Source organism: Stenotrophomonas sp. Br8 (assembly GCF_014763005.1).
Taxonomy (GTDB): Bacteria; Pseudomonadota; Gammaproteobacteria; order Xanthomonadales; family Xanthomonadaceae; genus Stenotrophomonas; species Stenotrophomonas lactitubi.
In genome coordinates this window covers 319,906-336,613 of sequence record NZ_JACGTN010000003.1, presented here as the reverse complement: position 1 = coordinate 336,613, position 16,708 = coordinate 319,906, and the positions used below count along the sequence as shown (strand labels likewise).

The 16,708-nt window shown below is 66.2% G+C and carries 15 protein-coding genes; all 15 read left to right on the top strand.

All coding sequences use genetic code 11. The annotated features are described in order from the left end of the window. Positions 1-108: 108 nt before the first annotated feature. The 15 genes from rpsB (at position 109) to H3005_RS02795 (ending at position 16,488) form a co-directional block, all read left to right on the top strand. Positions 109-915: a 30S ribosomal protein S2 gene (rpsB, locus tag H3005_RS02865; RefSeq protein ID WP_089239851.1), complete on the top strand. Its 807-nt coding sequence runs from the start codon at positions 109-111 to the stop codon at positions 913-915. A 125-nt stretch (positions 916-1,040) separates the two neighbouring features. Further along, positions 1,041-1,919 (top strand): translation elongation factor Ts, encoded by an 879-nt coding sequence (gene tsf / locus H3005_RS02860; RefSeq protein WP_089239849.1) that lies wholly within the window; start codon positions 1,041-1,043, stop codon positions 1,917-1,919. Positions 1,920-2,178: 259 nt separating this feature from the next. Further along, the gene (locus tag H3005_RS02855) at positions 2,179-3,717 is read left to right on the top strand and encodes a GGDEF domain-containing protein (RefSeq protein ID WP_100552016.1); all 1,539 of its coding nucleotides are present in this window, start codon (positions 2,179-2,181) and stop codon (positions 3,715-3,717) included. Positions 3,718-3,836: 119 nt separating this feature from the next. Beyond that, entirely contained in the window at positions 3,837-4,565 is a 729-nt protein-coding gene (pyrH, locus tag H3005_RS02850) for a UMP kinase (protein ID WP_025877663.1), read from the top strand. A 97-nt stretch (positions 4,566-4,662) separates the two neighbouring features. Further along, positions 4,663-5,217, top strand: coding sequence for a ribosome recycling factor (gene frr, locus H3005_RS02845; RefSeq protein WP_089239845.1), 555 nt, complete (start codon positions 4,663-4,665; stop codon positions 5,215-5,217). Between the two features lie 5 nt (positions 5,218-5,222). Then, on the top strand, positions 5,223-5,990 hold the full coding sequence (gene uppS / locus H3005_RS02840; protein ID WP_100464280.1) for a polyprenyl diphosphate synthase: 768 nt from the start codon (positions 5,223-5,225) through the stop codon (positions 5,988-5,990). Then, positions 5,987-6,823, top strand: coding sequence for a phosphatidate cytidylyltransferase (locus H3005_RS02835; RefSeq protein ID WP_025877667.1), 837 nt, complete (start codon positions 5,987-5,989; stop codon positions 6,821-6,823). Before uppS ends, H3005_RS02835 begins: the two co-directional genes overlap by 4 nt. Positions 6,824-6,825: 2 nt before the next feature. Continuing rightward, positions 6,826-8,016: a 1-deoxy-D-xylulose-5-phosphate reductoisomerase gene (locus tag H3005_RS02830; RefSeq protein WP_165376691.1), complete on the top strand. Its 1,191-nt coding sequence runs from the start codon at positions 6,826-6,828 to the stop codon at positions 8,014-8,016. A 55-nt stretch (positions 8,017-8,071) separates the two neighbouring features. Beyond that, positions 8,072-9,430: an RIP metalloprotease RseP gene (gene rseP / locus H3005_RS02825; protein ID WP_100552014.1), complete on the top strand. Its 1,359-nt coding sequence runs from the start codon at positions 8,072-8,074 to the stop codon at positions 9,428-9,430. A gap of 74 nt (positions 9,431-9,504) precedes the next feature. Then, a complete protein-coding gene (gene bamA, locus H3005_RS02820; RefSeq protein ID WP_089239837.1) occupies positions 9,505-11,868 on the top strand; it encodes an outer membrane protein assembly factor BamA in 2,364 nt (787 codons plus the stop codon). Positions 11,869-12,290: 422 nt separating this feature from the next. Next, entirely contained in the window at positions 12,291-13,313 is a 1,023-nt protein-coding gene (gene lpxD / locus H3005_RS02815; RefSeq protein ID WP_093817747.1) for a UDP-3-O-(3-hydroxymyristoyl)glucosamine N-acyltransferase, read from the top strand. Further along, positions 13,310-13,765, top strand: a complete 456-nt coding sequence (fabZ, locus tag H3005_RS02810; RefSeq protein WP_089239833.1) for a 3-hydroxyacyl-ACP dehydratase FabZ — start codon at positions 13,310-13,312, stop codon at positions 13,763-13,765. The genes lpxD and fabZ overlap by 4 nt, the downstream gene beginning before the upstream one ends. A gap of 19 nt (positions 13,766-13,784) precedes the next feature. Next, entirely contained in the window at positions 13,785-14,576 is a 792-nt protein-coding gene (lpxA, locus tag H3005_RS02805) for an acyl-ACP--UDP-N-acetylglucosamine O-acyltransferase (protein ID WP_100552012.1), read from the top strand. Between the two features lie 53 nt (positions 14,577-14,629). After that, the gene (gene lpxB, locus H3005_RS02800) at positions 14,630-15,832 is read left to right on the top strand and encodes a lipid-A-disaccharide synthase (protein ID WP_223880035.1); all 1,203 of its coding nucleotides are present in this window, start codon (positions 14,630-14,632) and stop codon (positions 15,830-15,832) included. Then, entirely contained in the window at positions 15,829-16,488 is a 660-nt protein-coding gene (locus H3005_RS02795) for a ribonuclease HII (RefSeq protein WP_180164156.1), read from the top strand. Before lpxB ends, H3005_RS02795 begins: the two co-directional genes overlap by 4 nt. Positions 16,489-16,708 lie beyond the last annotated feature (220 nt).

Here is a 16,708-nt window from a genome sequence, read left to right as displayed (position 1 = left end):
GCCACGGAGGCAACAGGGAAGCCCAACCCCGGAACCTTCAGCGCTTCCACGCGTCCCGCATACCTATCCCGCGGGCGGAATCGCCGGTTCCCCATCAGGAGTATTGCAATGCCCCAGGTCACCATGCGTCAGATGCTGGAAGCCGGCGTCCACTTCGGCCACCAGACCCGCTACTGGAACCCGAAAATGGCTCCGTACATCTTCGGCGCCCGCGGCAAGATCCACATCATCAACCTGGAAAAGACCGTCCCGCTGTTCAACGACGCGATGAACTTCATCTCGTCGGTTGCCCAGAAGCGCGGCACCATCCTGTTCCTGGGCACCAAGCGCAGCGCGCGTGAGTCGATCCGCGAAGAAGCCGAGCGTTGCGGCATGCCGTTCATGAACCAGCGTTGGCTGGGCGGCACCCTGACCAACTTCCGTACCGTGAAGCAGTCGGTTGCCCGCCTGAAGGAACTGGAAGCCGGTGAGTCCGACGGCACCTTCGAGAAGCTGGTCAAGCACGAAGTGCTGGGCCTGCGTCGCGAGCGCGACAAGCTGGAAGCCTCGCTGGGCGGCATCAAGGACATGAACCGTCTGCCGGACGCGATCTTCGTCATCGATATCGGCCACGAAGACATCGCCATCAAGGAAGCCAAGAAGCTCGGCATCCCGGTGATCGCTGTCGTCGATACCAACTACAACCCGGAGCTGGTGGATTACGCGATCCCGGGCAACGACGACGCCATCCGTGCCGTGCAGCTGTACGCACGCGCTGCTGCTGACGCCGTGCTGGAAGGCAAGGCTGCTGCACCGCACGCCGCCACCGTCCGTGAAGAAGAGTTCGCCGACGCTCCGGCCGAAGAAGGCAAGCCGGTTCGCCGCGCTCCGGCCAAGAAGGCCGTTGCTGCCGACAAGGGCGAAGCCCAGGCCTGATCCAGGCCCTGGTGGGCGCCACGCGCCCACCTTTCCTGTCCGCTGCCGATGGCGCGACGACAGGAAACTGTCACACGGGCCGGCCACCATGCCGGCCCAACCCCTTTCTTTCGTGAGGTAATCCCGTGGAAATCACTGCTTCCCTGGTCAAGGAACTGCGCGAGCGCACCGGCGCCGGCATGATGGAATGCAAGAAGGCGCTCACCGAGGCCGGCGGCAACATCGACGCCGCTGCTGAAGCGCTGCGCAAGTCCGGCGCTGCCAAGGCCGACAAGAAGGCTGACCGCGTGGCCGCCGAAGGTCGTCTGGGCCTGGCCCAGGACGGCGGCAAGGCCGTGCTGGTCGAGATCAACTCGGAAACCGACTTCGTCGCCAACGACATCAACTTCAAGAACTTCGTCGATTCCGTCGCTGCCGCTGCCCTGGCATCGGGCGCCACCGACGTGGAAGTGCTGAAGAGCGCCAAGCTGGCCACCGGCGAAACCGTCGAAGAAGCCCGCGCCACCGCCATCCAGAAGCTGGGCGAGAACATCCTCATCCGTCGCCTGGTCAAGCTGGACACCACCGGCAACGTGGGTTCCTACGTCCACACCAACGGCAAGGTCGGCGTGCTGATCGACCTGATCGGTGGCGACGCCGAACTGGCTCGCGGCCTGGCCATGCACGTGGCTGCGCTGAAGCCGCCGCACAACAAGGCTGCCGATGTACCGGCCGAGTTCGTGGAAAAGGAAAAGGAAATCGAACTGGCCAAGATGTCCGAGAAGGACAAGTCCAAGCCGGCCGACATCCTGGAAAAGATCATCAGCGGCAAGATCAACAAGATCGTCAGCGAAGTGACCCTGTACGGCCAGAGCTACGTGCTGGACGGCGACAAGTCCGTCGAGCAGGTGGTCAAGGCTGCCGGCGCCGACGTGGCTGGCTTCCAGCTGCTGGTCGTTGGCGAAGGCATCGAGAAGGTGGTGGAAGACTACGCCGCTGAAGTTGCCAAGGCGATGCAGGTCTGATTCCAGCCTCCCGGCTGTAATGAAACCAGAAGGAGCCGCGGGAGACCGCGGCTCTTTTTTTGTGCCTGCCCCCGCGGTGGGCGCCCTTTCTGCGGGTGTGCACCGTTGGTGCGCACACCCGAACCCCGGGTCTTTGCGTTGCGTGCGAATCAAGCCGATACTCGGCAAAGGGAACCTGCAGTCACATAACAGGAACGAAAGTCGCGGACTGTGATGCATTCCTAGGTATTCTTGTCCTAATGGAATTGAACGACCCGACATGCCTCCCGAGCTGACAGCTGCACTGGCGCTTTGCCGCAACCTCCCCTCGCCGCCCGGTATTGCCCTGCGCATCATCGAACTGGCCCAGGACCCGGAAGCGGACATCGCAACCGCTGCGGACATCATCGCCATCGACATGGCGTTGAGTGCCCGCATGCTGCGTATCGCCAATTCGCCGCTGTACGCCAGCCGGCGCCGGATCGAGAACCTCGGCCAGGCGCTGACCATGCTCGGGCTGAACGCTACGATCAGCCTCGCCCTGGGCTTCACCGTCACCCAGGGCCTGACCGGCAAAGGCGGCGCCGACCACGACCTGCGCCAACGCGCCTGGAAGCGCAGCATCCTCAGCGCGCTGGCGGCCAGCCAGCTCGGCCAGGCCCGCGGCCTGCGCCGGCTGGAGGAGCTGATGCTGGCCGGGCTGCTGCAGGACATGGGCGTACTGTGCCTGGCCCAGGCCGAATCCGAACGCTACCTGCCGCTGCTGCGCGAAGCGCGCGACAACCCCGACCTGATCGCGCGCGAGCGCCAGGAACTCGGCTGCAGCCACGCCGACGTCGGTGCATGGGTAGCCGAGGAGTGGGGCCTGCCGCGTTACCTGGTCGACAGCATCCGCCACAGCGAAGACGAAGGTGCCGCCGAGAATCCATTCCAGGCCTGCGTACAGCTGTCTGGCGCCGTTGCCGACATCTGGCTGGATGAAGACGCCGATGCCGCCCGCGAGCGCGCCCTGCAGCAGGTCCACGACCGGCTGGAGCTGGACAGTGCCCGCTTCGACCAGGTCCTGGCCCGGATCAGCGAAGCGCTGCCGGACATCGCCAGCCTGTTCGAGAACGGCCTGAATTCGCCGGCCCGCGTGCGCGAGCTGATCGACCACGCCCAGGAGCTGGCCACCCTGCGCAACCTGCGCGAGCTGCAGGATGCCGACCAGGCCCGCCGGCGCGCCGATGAATTCGAGGCCCGTGCCAAGCGCCTGGCCGACCAGGCCCATCGTGATGCCTTGACCGGCGTCCTCAACCGCCGCCAGCTCGAAGCCGTGCTTGAACAGGAATTCCTGCGTGCCGGCCGCCATGGCTGGCCGTTGTCGGTGGCCTTCATCGACCTGGATGACTTCAAGAAAATCAACGATGCGCACGGCCACCTGACCGGTGACGAGGTGCTGCGCGTCTTTGCCGGCAAGCTGCAGGGGCAGCTGCGCAACAGCGACACCGTGGCCCGCTTCGGCGGCGAGGAGTTTGTCGCCCTGCTGCCCAACACCAGCGAATCGGTGGCGCTGGACGTGATCCGCCGGGTGCTGGCCAACATCGTCGCCACTCCGATGGCGGAACTGGAAGGCGGTCCGCTGTTCATCACCTTCTCGGCCGGAGTAGCCACTCAGGGCGGCTACGAGCGTTTTGCCGGCGTGCAGGACCTGCTGCGCGCTGCAGATGACGTGCTTTACCGCTCCAAGAACCTGGGCCGCAACCGGGTCATTGCACGCTCTCCCGGCGAACTCGGGCATGATGAACTGTCTGCCACTGCGGGCGCCGAGCTGGGCTGAATGGTGCGCCCCGGATGTACGGGGCACACCGGTATTTTGCGCCGCAGTGCACAAAACGCTTTGGCCGCGCGCCGCTTGCGCGTAGAATCGCCCGCGATTTCCACGCACCCGAGGTCCCTATGTCCAAGCTCGCCTATCGCCGCATCCTGTTGAAACTTTCCGGGGAGGCGCTGATGGGAGATGAGGACTACGGCATCGACCCCAAGATCATCAATCGCCTGGCCCGTGAAGTCGTCGAAGCCCAGCAAGCCGGCGCCGAAGTCGCCCTGGTCATCGGTGGGGGCAACATCTTCCGCGGTGCAGGCCTGGCCGCTGGCGGCATGGACCGCGTCACCGGCGACCAGATGGGCATGCTGGCCACGGTCATCAACGCGCTGGCCATGCAGGATGCGCTGGAAAAAGTGGGCGCCAAGGCCCGCGTGATGAGCGCGATCAAGATCAACGACGTGTGCGAGGACTACATCCGCCGCCGCGCCATCCGCCATCTGGAAAAAGGCCGCCTGGTGATCTTCGCCGCAGGCGTCGGCAGCCCGTTCTTCACCACCGACTCGGGCGCAGCCCTGCGCGCCATCGAGATCGGCGCCGACCTGCTGCTGAAGGCAACCAAGGTCGATGGCGTGTACGACAAGGATCCGAACAAGTACAGCGACGCCGTCCGTTTCGACAGCCTGAGCTACGACGAAGTGATCCGTCGTGGCCTGGAAGTGATGGATACCGCCGCCTTCGCCCTGGCCCGTGACAGCGACCTGCCGATGCGCGTGTTCGACATGGGACAGCCGGGCGAGCTGCTGAAGATCCTGCACGGCGAGAACATCGGCACCCTCGTCCAGGGCCGCGACCCGGCCTGAGGCTGAGCGCAAGGCGACCTCCGGGCCGATTCAGGCCCGGCGGCGTCCCGTATTCGCCTATAATCGCCCGATTCCAGTTACATCCAGGACCCTGGCGATGCTCAACGACATCAAGAACAACGCGCAGACGCGCATGGCCAAGAGCATCGACGCTCTTAAGCACACCCTCACCTCGATCCGCACCGGTCGCGCAACGCCGGCCCTGCTGGACCGCGTCACGGTCAATGCTTACGGCAACGCCAGCACGCCGCTGAACCAGGTCGCGTCCATTTCCAACCCCGACGCCCACTCCCTGCTGGTCACGCCCTTCGACAAGAGCATGATCAAGGAGATCGAGAAGGGCCTGTACAACATCGAGCTGACCCCGAACACCATCGGCACCTCGATCCGCGTCAACCTGCCGCCGCCGACCGAAGAGCGCCGCAAGGAACTGACCAAGCAGGTACAGAAGGAAGGCGAAGGCGCCAAGATCGCCGTGCGCAACATCCGCCAGGATGCGAACAAGGAAGTCGCCAAGCTGCTGAAGGACAAGGTCATCAGCGAAGACGAGAAGAAGCGCGGCGAAGACGATATCCAGAAGTTGACCGACGCCAACATCAAGGACATCGACAAGGTCGTCGCCGACAAGGAAAAGGAACTGATGTCGGTCTGAAGTCGATGCCTTCAGTCCCGCCTCCCCTGCCGGCCGCCCTGCCGCGCCACGTTGCCATCATCATGGATGGCAACGGGCGTTGGGCACAGCAGCGCCGTCGCCCCCGCGTCATCGGCCATCGGGCCGGTGCGCGTGCGGTCAACCGTACCATCGAGCGCTGCCTGGAGCTGGGCATTCCGGCGCTGACCCTGTTCGCGTTTTCCAGCGAGAACTGGGGCCGGCCGCAGGAAGAAGTCGATGCGTTGATGAAGCTGTTCCTCGGCGCGCTCGATCGCGAAGTGGACGAGCTGCATCGGCGCGGCGTGCGCGTGCGCTTCATCGGCGAACGCGAGCGCTTCGGCGCCGGGCTGGTCAGCCGCATGCAGCTGGCCGAACAGCGCACCGCCGACAACAGTGCCCTGACCCTGTCGATCGCCGCCAGCTATGGTGGCCGCCAGGACATCGCCCGTGCCGCACGCGCGCTGGCCGTTGAAGTGGCCGCCGGCCGCCTGCTTCCCGAGCAGATCGACGAATCCCTGCTGGGGCGACAGGTGGCTCTGGCCGACCTGCCGCCACCGGACCTGTTCATCCGCACCGGCGGCGATACCCGCATCAGCAATTTCCTGCTGTGGCAGCTGGCGTATACCGAGCTGTGGTTCACCGAAGCGCTGTGGCCGGATTTCGACGCCGCGCAGCTGCAGCTGGCGCTGGATGCCTACGCCAGCCGTGAGCGCCGCTTCGGCCTGACCAGCGCCCAGATCGCCGCCCTGGCCACCGAGACGTCCAGCCCATGACCAAGACCCGAGTCCTCGCCGCGCTGATCATGGCGCCGGTCGCCATTGCTGCGATCCTGTTGCTGCCCACGCAATGGCTGGCCGCCGCCGCTGCTGCCGTGCTGCTGATCGGGCTGTGGGAATGGCTGAAACTGGCCGATGTCGAAGACACCCTCGCCCGCACCGTGCTGCTGGTCCTCAACCTTGTGTTGATGGTGCTGCTGGTGTGGGCTGATGCCGGCACCCTGGTGCTGTTCCAGATCGCGACCCTGGTGGGCGTGGCCTGGTGGCTGGGCGCGCTGGTGTGGCTGCGCTTCTTCAACTTCGGCGCGCAACCCGGCAGTCCGGCACGCATCCTCAAGCTGCTGGCGGGTACCCTGGCGATCGTCCCGGCGTGGGCGGCGCTGGTACTGATCCATGCCGGCGGCGACCCGCCGGGCCATCAGGGCCACCTGTGGCTGCTGGCCGCGCTGGCGCTGGTCTGGGCCGCTGATTCGGGCGCCTACTTCGCCGGCCGTCACTTCGGCAAGCACAAGCTGGCACCGCGGATCAGCCCGAACAAGACCTGGGAAGGCCTCGTCGGTGGGCTGATCGCCGGTGTTGCGGTGGCCGTCGGCCTGGGCTGGCTGGCCGGCATCGATGCCGCGCACCTGCCGGGCCTGCTGGTCACCTCGGTGGTGGCCGTGTTCGCCTCGGTACTGGGCGACCTGTTCGAAAGCCTGATCAAGCGCCATGCCGGCGCCAAGGATTCAGGCCACCTGATCCCCGGCCACGGCGGCGTGCTCGACCGCGTCGACGGCGTGCTGGCGGCCATCCCGGTGTTCGCACTGGGCAAGGAAATCTTCGGGTTCTGACCATGGATGCTGCTGCAGACCTGCGCCGGGTCGCCGTTTTCGGCGCCACCGGTTCGATTGGTGCCTCCACGCTTGACGTGATCGCCCGCCATCCGCTGCGTTACCAGGCCACCGTGCTCGCCGCCGGCCGCCAGGTACAGGCGCTGCTGGCCCTGTGCCGGCAGCACCGGCCCGCGCATGCGGTGATCGCCGACGAAACCCTGTATGCCGAACTGCGTGACGGCCTGCGCGATGCCGGCCTGGCCACCCAGGCCCACGCCGGCCATGCCGCGCTGGACCAGCTGGCGGCCAGTGACGCCTGCGATACCGTGGTTGCCGCGATCGTCGGCGCCGCCGGCCTGTCCTCGACCCTGGCCGCCGCTGCGGCCGGCAAGCGCATCCTGCTGGCGAACAAGGAATCCCTGGTACTGGCCGGCGAACTGCTGACCCGTACCGCCGAACGTGCCGGCGCCGAGATCATTCCGATCGACAGCGAGCACAGCGCGATCTTCCAGTGCCTGCGTTCACGTGATGCCAGCCTCGACGGTGCCGGCGTGCGCCGCATCCTGCTGACCGCCTCGGGCGGACCGTTCCGCGGGCGCAGCCGCGCCGAACTGGAGCAGGTCACCCCGGCCCAGGCCGTGGCGCACCCGAAGTGGTCGATGGGACCGAAGATCTCGGTCGATTCGGCGACGTTGATGAATAAAGGCCTGGAAGTGATCGAGGCCCACCATCTGTTCGGCATCCCCGGCGAGCGCATCGAGGTGCTGGTGCACCCGCAGAGCCTGGTGCATTCGCTGGTGGAGTTCGTTGACGGTTCCACCTTGGCGCAGATGGGCCTGCCAGACATGCGCACCACCCTGGCGGTGGGCCTGGGCTGGCCGCAACGGATCGAATCGGGCGTGTCCGGGCTGGACCTGCTGACCCAGGGCCGGCTGGATTTCGAGGCCCCCGACACCGACGCCTTCCCCTGCCTGGCCCTTGCATGGCAGGCGATGCGCGCCGGTGGTACCGCCCCGGCGGTGCTGAACGCCGCCAACGAAGAGGCTGTTTCAGCGTTTCTTCAGGGCCGCATAGGCTTCCTGACCATTCCGACGCTGGTTGCTAACGCTCTTTCAACACTGCCGACCGAACCAGCCGATACACTTGAGGTTCTGTTGTCCGCCGACCAGCGGGCCCGCCAGCTGACCCTGAACGCCATCGCCGCCACCTGAACAGCGCACCCATCCCGTATGACGCCGCCGCCCGTGTCCGCCAATGTGAACCTGCATGACTGACTTCATCGGATCGGTCTGGTGGATGATCGTGAGCCTTGGGCTGCTGGTCACCTTCCACGAATTCGGGCATTACTGGGTCGGGCGCCTGTGCGGGGTCAAGGTACTGCGCTTCTCGGTCGGCTTCGGCCGTCCGCTGTGGTCGCGTCGCGACCGCCATGGCACCGAGTTCGCCATCGCCGCCATTCCGCTGGGCGGCTATGTGAAATTCCTCGACGAACGCGAAGTCGAGGTCCACCCGCACGAGCGCGGCCAGGCCTTCAATCACAAGACCGTATGGCAGCGCATCGCCATTGTCGCCGCCGGCCCGATCGCCAACCTGCTGCTGTGCATCCTGCTGCTGTGGGCGATGTTCGTGATCGGCAAGCAGGACTATTCCGCAACCGTGGGCCGCGCTACGGGCATGGCCGCCACGGCCGGGCTCGGCAGTGGTGACCGCCTGCTGAGCGTGGACGGCCGTGATGTGATCACCCTGGGTGAGGCCAGCATGGCCCTGACCGCGGCGGCGATGGACCGTCGCGATGTGACCCTTGAAGTTCTGGACCCTGCAGACCAGCTGCGCTCGCGCACCCTGCCGCTGTCGCAGCTGCCGGCCGGTTTCGATGAACGCCGGGTTCCGATCCTGGCCGGCGTGTACTGGCGTGCGTGGCTGCAGCCGCCGCTGGTGGACAACATCGTGAAGGGTTCGGCGGCGGAAGGTCACCTGCAGACCGGCGACCTGATCGTGGCGATCGACGGCCAGCGCATCGACAGCGTCGAGCAGGCCATCAGCGAAGTGGGCAGCCTCGGCCGCCGCGGTGGCCCGGCGATGATCGAGGTGTTGCGTGGCGGCGAGCGCCTGGCGCTGGAGATCACCCCGCGCCAGGGCAAGGACGGCAAGGGCCAACCCACCTGGCAGATCGGCGCCGGCTTTGCCCAGAGCTACAGCCCCGCCTACGACACCCTGCTCAAGTTCGGCCCGCTGCAGTCGGTGACGGTGGCGGTGCGTGAAACCGGCAGGATGGCCGCCGATTCATTGGCCATGATGGGCCGGATCGTCACCGGCAAAGCCTCGCTGCAGAACGTTTCCGGCCCGGTCACCATTGCCCGGGTCGCCAATATTTCGGCCAAACGTGGCGTGGATTGGTTCATCCAGTTCCTCGCCCTGCTGTCGCTGAGCCTGTGCATCATCAACCTGCTGCCGATCCCCATCTTGGACGGCGGCCACCTGCTGTATTACCTTATCGAGTTGGTCAAGGGCAGCCCGCTGAGCGAGCGTGCCGTCGCCGCCGGCCAATACATCGGCCTGGCGTTGCTGGCCGGGCTGATGGGATTGGCGTTCTACAACGACATCCTCGGCCTGGTCCCGCGATGAACTTTTCCATGTTTTTGCCGTCTACAGCGTCGGCATCCCTTACCAATGAAATCGACCTTCCTACCGGACGTGACATGACGCGACTCCCCAATCGCCGCCTGCTGGCCCTCGCCCTCGCCGCCGTCACCGGCGCTCCCGCCCTGGCCCAGGCAGCCGAGCCCTTCACTGTCAGCGACATCCGCGTCGACGGCCTGCAGCGCATCAGCTCCGGTACGGTGTTCACCTACCTGCCGGTCGAGCGTGGCGAGACCGTCACCGACAGCAAGGTCGGCGAGACCATCCGCGCCCTGTACAAGACCGGCTTCTTCGAAGACGTTCAGCTGGATCGCCAGGGCAGCATCCTGGTGGTGACCGTCAAGGAACGTCCGGCGATCAACAAGCTGACCGTCACCGGCAACAAGGACATCAAGTCCGACCAGCTGCTCAAGGGCCTGTCCGACATCGGCCTGACCGAAGGCGGCACCTTCGATCGCCTGAGCCTGGACCGCGTGACCCAGGAACTTCGCCGCCAGTACAACGACCGTGGCAAATACACCGTCGACATCACCCCGACGGTGAGCCCGCTGGACCGCAACCGCGTCGACATCGCCATCGCGATCAAGGAAGGCAAGGCGGCCAAGATCCGCCACGTCAACATCGTCGGCACCGAGAAGTACGACAGCAAGGACATCCTGGAGTACTGGGAGTCCAAGGAGCACAACTGGGCGTCGTGGTACCGCCGTGACGACCAGTACTCCAAGGAAAAGCTTTCCGGCGACCTGGAGAAGCTGAATTCCTGGTACCTGGACCGCGGCTATGTCGACTTCAGCATCGACTCGACGCAGGTGTCGATCAGCCCCGACAAGCGCGACATGTTCATCACCGCCGGCGTGACCGAAGGTGACCAGTACAAGATCTCCGAGATCAAGGTCAGCGGCGATACGATCCTGCCGCAGGAAGACGTCGAGCGCATGGTCGTGCAGAAGTCCGGCGACACGTTCTCGCGTGCGCTGCTGGAATTCAGCTCCGACTCGATCACCAACTCGCTGTCCAACATCGGTTACGCCTTCGCCAAGGTGAACCCGATTCCGACCACCAACCGCGCCGAGCAGACCGTGGCGGTCAACATGCAGGTCGTGCCCGGCCCGCGCGTGACCGTCCGCCGCATCATCTTCAAGGGCAACACCCGCACCTCCGACGAGGTGATGCGCCGCGAAATGCGCCAGTTCGAGAACAGCTGGTACTCGCAGGCCGCGATCGACCGTTCCAAGATCCGCCTGCAGCGCCTGGGCTACTTCGAAGGCGTCGAAGTGGAAACCCCGGCCGTCAGCGGCAGCAACGACCAGGTCGACGTCGTCTACAACGTCAAGGAAACTACCTCGGGCAGCTTCGTGTTCGGCCTGGGCTATTCGCAGTCCTACGGCATGACCACCTCGGTGCAGCTGTCGCAGAACAACTTCCTGGGCGGCGGCAACCGCGTGTCGGTCGAAGCCTCGCGCAGCAGCTACCTGCAGCGCTACGGCTTCAGCTACACCAATCCGTACTTCACCGATGACGGCGTCTCGCTGGGCTACAACCTGTCCTGGCGCGAGCTGGACTACTCCGACTTCAACACCGCGCAGTACAACAGCACCAACGGTTCGGCGCAGGTGGTGTTCGGCGTGCCGATCACCGAGACCGACACCGTCTCGCTGATGTTCGGCATCGACAGCAACCAGATCACCACGTATGCGGGCTCGACTCCGAAGTCGATCATCGACTACATCGATGCCGTCGGCAGCCGTACCTTCCATGCATGGCGCACGGAACTGGGCTGGGCGCGCGACTCCCGCAACGACTACTTCATGCCGACCCGCGGTACCTACCAGCGCGTGGGCCTGGAAACCACGCTGCCGGGTTCGACCATCGAGTACTACAAGCTGAACTACCAGATCAGCAAGTACTGGCCGATCATCCCCTCGCTGGTGATCAACACCCGCGCCGAAATCGGCTACGGTGATTCCTACGGCAACGACAAGACCCGCGTGATCGACAACGGCGACGGCACCACCCGTACCGTCACCGCGTCGGGCCTGCCGTTCTACGAGAACTTCTACGCCGGTGGTACCAACTCGGTGCGTGGTTTCGAGGACAACACCCTCGGCCCGCGTGAAGTCACCAGCGGTTACCCGAACGGCCAGCCGCTGGGTGGCTCGCTGAAGACCGTCGGTTCGGTCGAAGCCTACTTCCCGCGCCTGTTCGACAGCCCGTCGGCCCGCGTATCGGCCTTCGTCGACTTCGGCAACGTCTACAACGGCACCGACAACTTCAAGGCCAACGAGCTGCGCGTGTCCACCGGTGTGGCCCTGCTGTGGCGCGCCCCGGTCGGCCCGATCTCGATCAGCTACGCGTTCCCGCTGAAGAAGAAGGACGGCGACGAGATCGAACGCCTGCAGTTCACGTTCGGTGGCCAGTTCTGAGGAACGACGTTCCTCGGAACTGATCCACCTCCGGTGAATTGCCCGCGCATTTCACCTATCCCCCGCGCCGCTGGCGCGCCCCCCTTAACAGAAGGGGGGCTCTCCACCAGACGGGTCTCGAATCGCCGGGCATTGCCCGGCGTTTTCGTTATTGAAGCGCACGCTGACGCGCGGTGAGCCGAGTATGGCTCGGGGCTGCAGGCGACTGTGGACGTTGGATCCGCTCGCGCGCGGGAGACCATCCGGTGATGGCGCAGGGGGCTGACCAGGACCGTTGGCGCCATGGATGGCGCCATCGAGCCCCCAGGGACGGGTTTACGGCGTGTCCTGGGCAGTCCCCTGCGCCATCGCCCCACGGATCAACCCGGCGCCGGCTTTTGCTCCCGCATGACCGCAATGGCGTCACACGTTAAACTCCCGCCGTGAATACTCCTACCTACACCGCCCAGCAACTCGCCGATCAGTTCGGCCTGCAGGTCCATGGCGACCCGAGCACCGCCATCCATGGCGTGGCCACCCTCGCCCATGCCGGTGCCGGCCAGCTGACCTTCCTCGCCAACCCGCGCTACCGCGCCCAGCTGGCCGACAGCCAGGCCGGCATCGTGGTCCTGCGCGCCGAGGATGCCGACGCAGCTCCCGGCACCGCGCTGGTTGCCAAGGATCCCTACACCACCTTTGCCAAGATCGGCGCGCTGTTCGACATCGCCCCGACCCGCCCGCCCGGCATCCACCCCAGCGCGGTGATCGATCCGCAGGCGCAGGTCGCCGCCAGCGCCCACGTCGGCCCGTTCGTCACCATCGGCGCACGCAGCGTCATCGGCGAGAACTGCATCATCGGTGCCGGCAGCATCATCGGCGAAGACTGCACCCTCGACAGCGGCTGCGAGCTGATCGCCCGCGTCACCCTGGTCACCCGCGTCAAGCTGGGCAAGCGCGTGCGCATCCATCCCGGCGCCGTGCTGGGCGCCGACGGCTTCGGCCTGGCAATGGATGCCGGCAAATGGATCAAGGTGCCGCAGCTTGGCGGCGTGCGCATCGGCGACGACTGCGAGATCGGTGCCAACACCTGTGTTGACCGTGGCGCGCTGGAAGACACCGTGCTGGCCGAGGACGTCCGCCTGGACAACCTGGTGCAGATCGCACACAACGTGCAGATCGGCGCCCACTCGGCCATCGCAGGGTGCACCGGTATTGCCGGCAGCGCCAAGATCGGCCGTTACTGCCTGCTCGGCGGCGCCGTTGGCGTCGTCGGTCATCTCGAAATCTGCGACAAGGTCGTGATCACCGGCAAATCGGTGGTCCGCAACTCCATCACCGAGCCGGGCGAGTATTCCTCCGGCACGCCCCTGACCGACAACCGCACGTGGCGCAAAAACGCCGCGCGCTTCAAGCAGCTCGATGCACTGGCCCGTCGCATCCTGTCTGTGAGCAAGGAGAAAGAATGAGCCAGCCCCAGACCCTGCCGGACATGGCGCAGATCCAGACGCTGCTTCCGCACCGCTACCCGTTCCTGCTGGTGGACAAGGTGGTGTCGATCGACTACGAGAAGCGCACGATCGTCGCGACCAAGAACGTCAGCATCAACGAGCCGTTCTTCCAGGGCCACTTCCCGGGCCAGCCGATCATGCCCGGCGTGCTGATCATCGAAGCCATGGCCCAGGCCGGTGGCGTGCTGACCCAGCTGACGCTGGGCCGCGATGCGCAGTCCAAGCTGTTCTACATGGTCAAGGTCGACAAAGCCCGCTTCACCAAGCAGGTGGTGCCGGGTGACGTGCTGGAAATGCACGTCGAGATCAAGCGCGTAATCCGCAACATGGCCGTGTACGACTGCGTGGCCAAGGTCGACGGCGAAGTCGTCGCCTGCGCCGAGGTGCTGTGCGCCGGCACCCGCGAATGACCCTGGCTGGAGGCCCGAGATGAGCGACAACGCCCCCCTGATCCATCCCACCGCCGTGATCGATCCGTCGGCGCGCCTGGCCGACGATGTCCGCGTGGGCGCGTTCACGATCATCGGCCCGGAAGTCGAAATCGGTGCCGGCACCCAGGTCGGCCCGCACTGCAGCGTGCACGGCCCGACCCGGATCGGCCGCGACAACCGTTTCATCGGCCACGTCGCGGTCGGCGGCGAGCCGCAGGACAAGAAGTACGCCGGTGAACGCACCGAACTGGTGATCGGCGACCGCAACGTGTTCCGCGAGTTCGTCACCCTCAACCGTGGCACCGGCGGCGGCGGCGGCATCACCACCATCGGCGATGACAACTGGATGCTGGCCTACACGCACGTGGCCCACGATTGCCACGTCGGCAACTTCTGCGTGTTCTCCAACAACACCACGCTGGCCGGCCACGTGACCGTGGGTGACTACGTGATCATCAGCGGCTTCGCCGGCGCGCATCAGTTCTGCCGCATCGGTGCGCATGCCTTCCTCGGCATGGGCGCGCTGACCAATGGCGACGTGCCCCCGTTCACCATGGTCGGCACCGACTCGCTGGGCCGCCCGCGCGGCATCAACAGCGAGGGCCTGAAGCGCCGCGGATTCGACCCCGAACGCATCACCGCCATCAAGCGCGCCTACCGCACGCTGTACGTGGCGGGCCTGCCGCTGGCCGAAGCCAAGGCGCAGCTGGCCGAGCAAGCGCGCGACAGCGACGACGTCAAGTCGATGCTGGACTTCATCGAACACACCGAGAGGCACCTGCTGCGATGAGCAGCGCGACCGGCCAGGCGCCGGCCGGCGCCGAGGTGATTTCGCTGGCCTCGATGGCCGGCAGCGTGCCTGCACACCGGGTGCTGAGTGATCGCCCGTTGCGGATCGCGCTGGTCGCCGGTGAAGCCTCCGGCGACCTGCTCGGTGCGGGCCTGATACGCGAACTGAAAGCCCGCTTCCCGCATGCCGAATTCGCCGGCATCGGCGGCGATGCGATGCGCAGCGCCGGTTGCCAGACCTGGCACGATGCCAGCGAACTGGCGGTGATGGGCCTGACCGAAGTGCTGCGCCATCTGCCGCGCCTGCTCAAGCTGCGTTCGGCGTTCCGCCAGCGTGCGCTGGAGTGGCAGCCGGATGTGTTCATCGGCATCGATGCTCCGGACTTCAATCTGGGCATCGAACGCTGGCTGAAACAGCGTGGCGTGCGCACCGTGCACTACGTCAGCCCTTCGGTATGGGCATGGCGCGAGAAGCGCGCCGAGAAGATCGGCAGCAGCGCCGACCTGGTGCTGTGCCTGTTCCCGATGGAACCACCGATCTACGCCAAGCACGGCATCGACGCGCGCTTCGTCGGCCATCCGATGGCCGATGACATCCCGCTGCACGTCGACCGTGAAGCGGCCCGGATCGAACTCGGCCTGCCCGCCTCGGCCAAGGTGCTGGCCGTGCTTCCCGGCAGCCGCCTGGGCGAGATCTCCAAGCTCGGCGAAGCCTTTTTCGAGGCCGCCTGGCAGGTGTCCGAGCGCATTCCCGGCCTGCACGTGGTGGTCCCTGCGGCCAACGCGGCCTGCCGTCGCCTGATCGAAGAACAGCTGTCACGCTCGGCACTGCCGGTGGCCTATTCGCATGTACTGGACGGCCAGGCGCGCAACGCGATGATCGCCGCCGACGTGGTGGTGCTGGCCTCCGGCACCGCGACCCTGGAAGCGATGCTGGTGAAGCGGCCGATGGTCGTCGGCTACCGGGTCAACGAACTGACGTACCGCCTGGTGAAGGCGCTGGGGTTGATCAAGGTCGACCGCTTCGCCCTGCCCAACATCCTTGCCGGCCAGGACCTGGCGCCAGAACTGATGCAGCACGACTGCACGCCGGAGAAACTGGCTGCGGCCGTCCAGCAGTGGTTCGACCACCCGCAGCGGATCGCAGACCTGCACGGTATCTACGCGCGCCTGCATGAACGCCTGCGCCGCAATGCCTCGGCGCGTGCAGCCGATGCCGTTGGCGAGATGTTGGTCCGCGGCCAGGAAAAAGCATGAGCCGTCGCCATGCCGCAGCGGCCAGCCTGGCCCTGTTTGATGGCGCCGCGGTGATCGACCCGGGTCACCGCATCGCCGGTGTCGACGAAGCGGGTCGGGGACCGCTGGCTGGCCCCGTCGCGGTGGCAGCGGTGGTGTTCGATCCGCAGCGGCCACGACTGAATGGTCTGGATGATTCCAAGCAGCTGACCGCGGCCCGCCGCGAGCAGCTGCACGACCGCATCCTCGACCGCGCCCTGGCCTGGCACGTGGTGCTGGTGGACGTGGAAGCCATCGATCGCCTGAACATCTATCAAGCCACGCTGCAGGGCATGCGCGATGTCGTCGCGGCGGTGGCCCACGTGGCCGGCTTCGCCCGCATCGATGGCAACGTGGTGCCCAAGGGGCTGGTGCTGCCGGCGCAGGCGCTGGTCGGCGGCGATGGCATCGACCGCGCGATCATGGCGGCCTCGATCCTGGCCAAGGTCTCGCGCGACCGCTACATGCTGGACCTGCACGCTCGCCACCCGCAGTACGGCTTCGACCAGCACAAGGGCTACGGCACCCCGGCGCATCTGGCCGCCCTGCGTGAACACGGGCCGTGCGCGGAGCACCGGCGCAGCTTCGCCCCGGTGCGCGCGTGCCTGGAAACGCCGGCTGTCGCGGCCATCGCCTGAGCCTGCTGGAGTTGCAGAGCCGAGCCCATGCTCGGCTGTCCACAGCAGCCGAGCATGGGCTCGGCTCTACAGAAGGCGGCCTCCCGCACGCCTGAATCCGGCGCCACGCCGTGCCCCTGTCAAGCCTTGTGGCAACCCCCTGCCCTCGCTACCCTGACCGGGCACTCCAGCGCTTCCCGACCCCGGCGACGATTCCCGCGTCTGCACCCGGGGCCTGCGC

Bases quoted from the DNA above. Each gene is read 5' to 3' on its own strand.
- rpsB (WP_089239851.1), top strand. From the start codon at position 109: ATGCCCCAGGTCACCATGCGTCAGATGCTGGAAGCCGGCGTCCACTTC.
- H3005_RS02855 (WP_100552016.1), top strand. From the start codon at position 2,179: ATGCCTCCCGAGCTGACAGCTGCACTGGCGCTTTGCCGCAACCTCCCC.
- pyrH (WP_025877663.1), top strand. From the start codon at position 3,837: ATGTCCAAGCTCGCCTATCGCCGCATCCTGTTGAAACTTTCCGGGGAG.
- frr (WP_089239845.1), top strand. From the start codon at position 4,663: ATGCTCAACGACATCAAGAACAACGCGCAGACGCGCATGGCCAAGAGC.
- uppS (WP_100464280.1), top strand. From the start codon at position 5,223: ATGCCTTCAGTCCCGCCTCCCCTGCCGGCCGCCCTGCCGCGCCACGTT.
- H3005_RS02835 (WP_025877667.1), top strand. From the start codon at position 5,987: ATGACCAAGACCCGAGTCCTCGCCGCGCTGATCATGGCGCCGGTCGCC.
- H3005_RS02830 (WP_165376691.1), top strand. From the start codon at position 6,826: ATGGATGCTGCTGCAGACCTGCGCCGGGTCGCCGTTTTCGGCGCCACC.
- rseP (WP_100552014.1), top strand. From the start codon at position 8,072: ATGACTGACTTCATCGGATCGGTCTGGTGGATGATCGTGAGCCTTGGG.
- bamA (WP_089239837.1), top strand. From the start codon at position 9,505: ATGACGCGACTCCCCAATCGCCGCCTGCTGGCCCTCGCCCTCGCCGCC.
- fabZ (WP_089239833.1), top strand. From the start codon at position 13,310: ATGAGCCAGCCCCAGACCCTGCCGGACATGGCGCAGATCCAGACGCTG.
- lpxA (WP_100552012.1), top strand. From the start codon at position 13,785: ATGAGCGACAACGCCCCCCTGATCCATCCCACCGCCGTGATCGATCCG.
- lpxB (WP_223880035.1), top strand. From the start codon at position 14,630: ATGGCCGGCAGCGTGCCTGCACACCGGGTGCTGAGTGATCGCCCGTTG.
- H3005_RS02795 (WP_180164156.1), top strand. From the start codon at position 15,829: ATGAGCCGTCGCCATGCCGCAGCGGCCAGCCTGGCCCTGTTTGATGGC.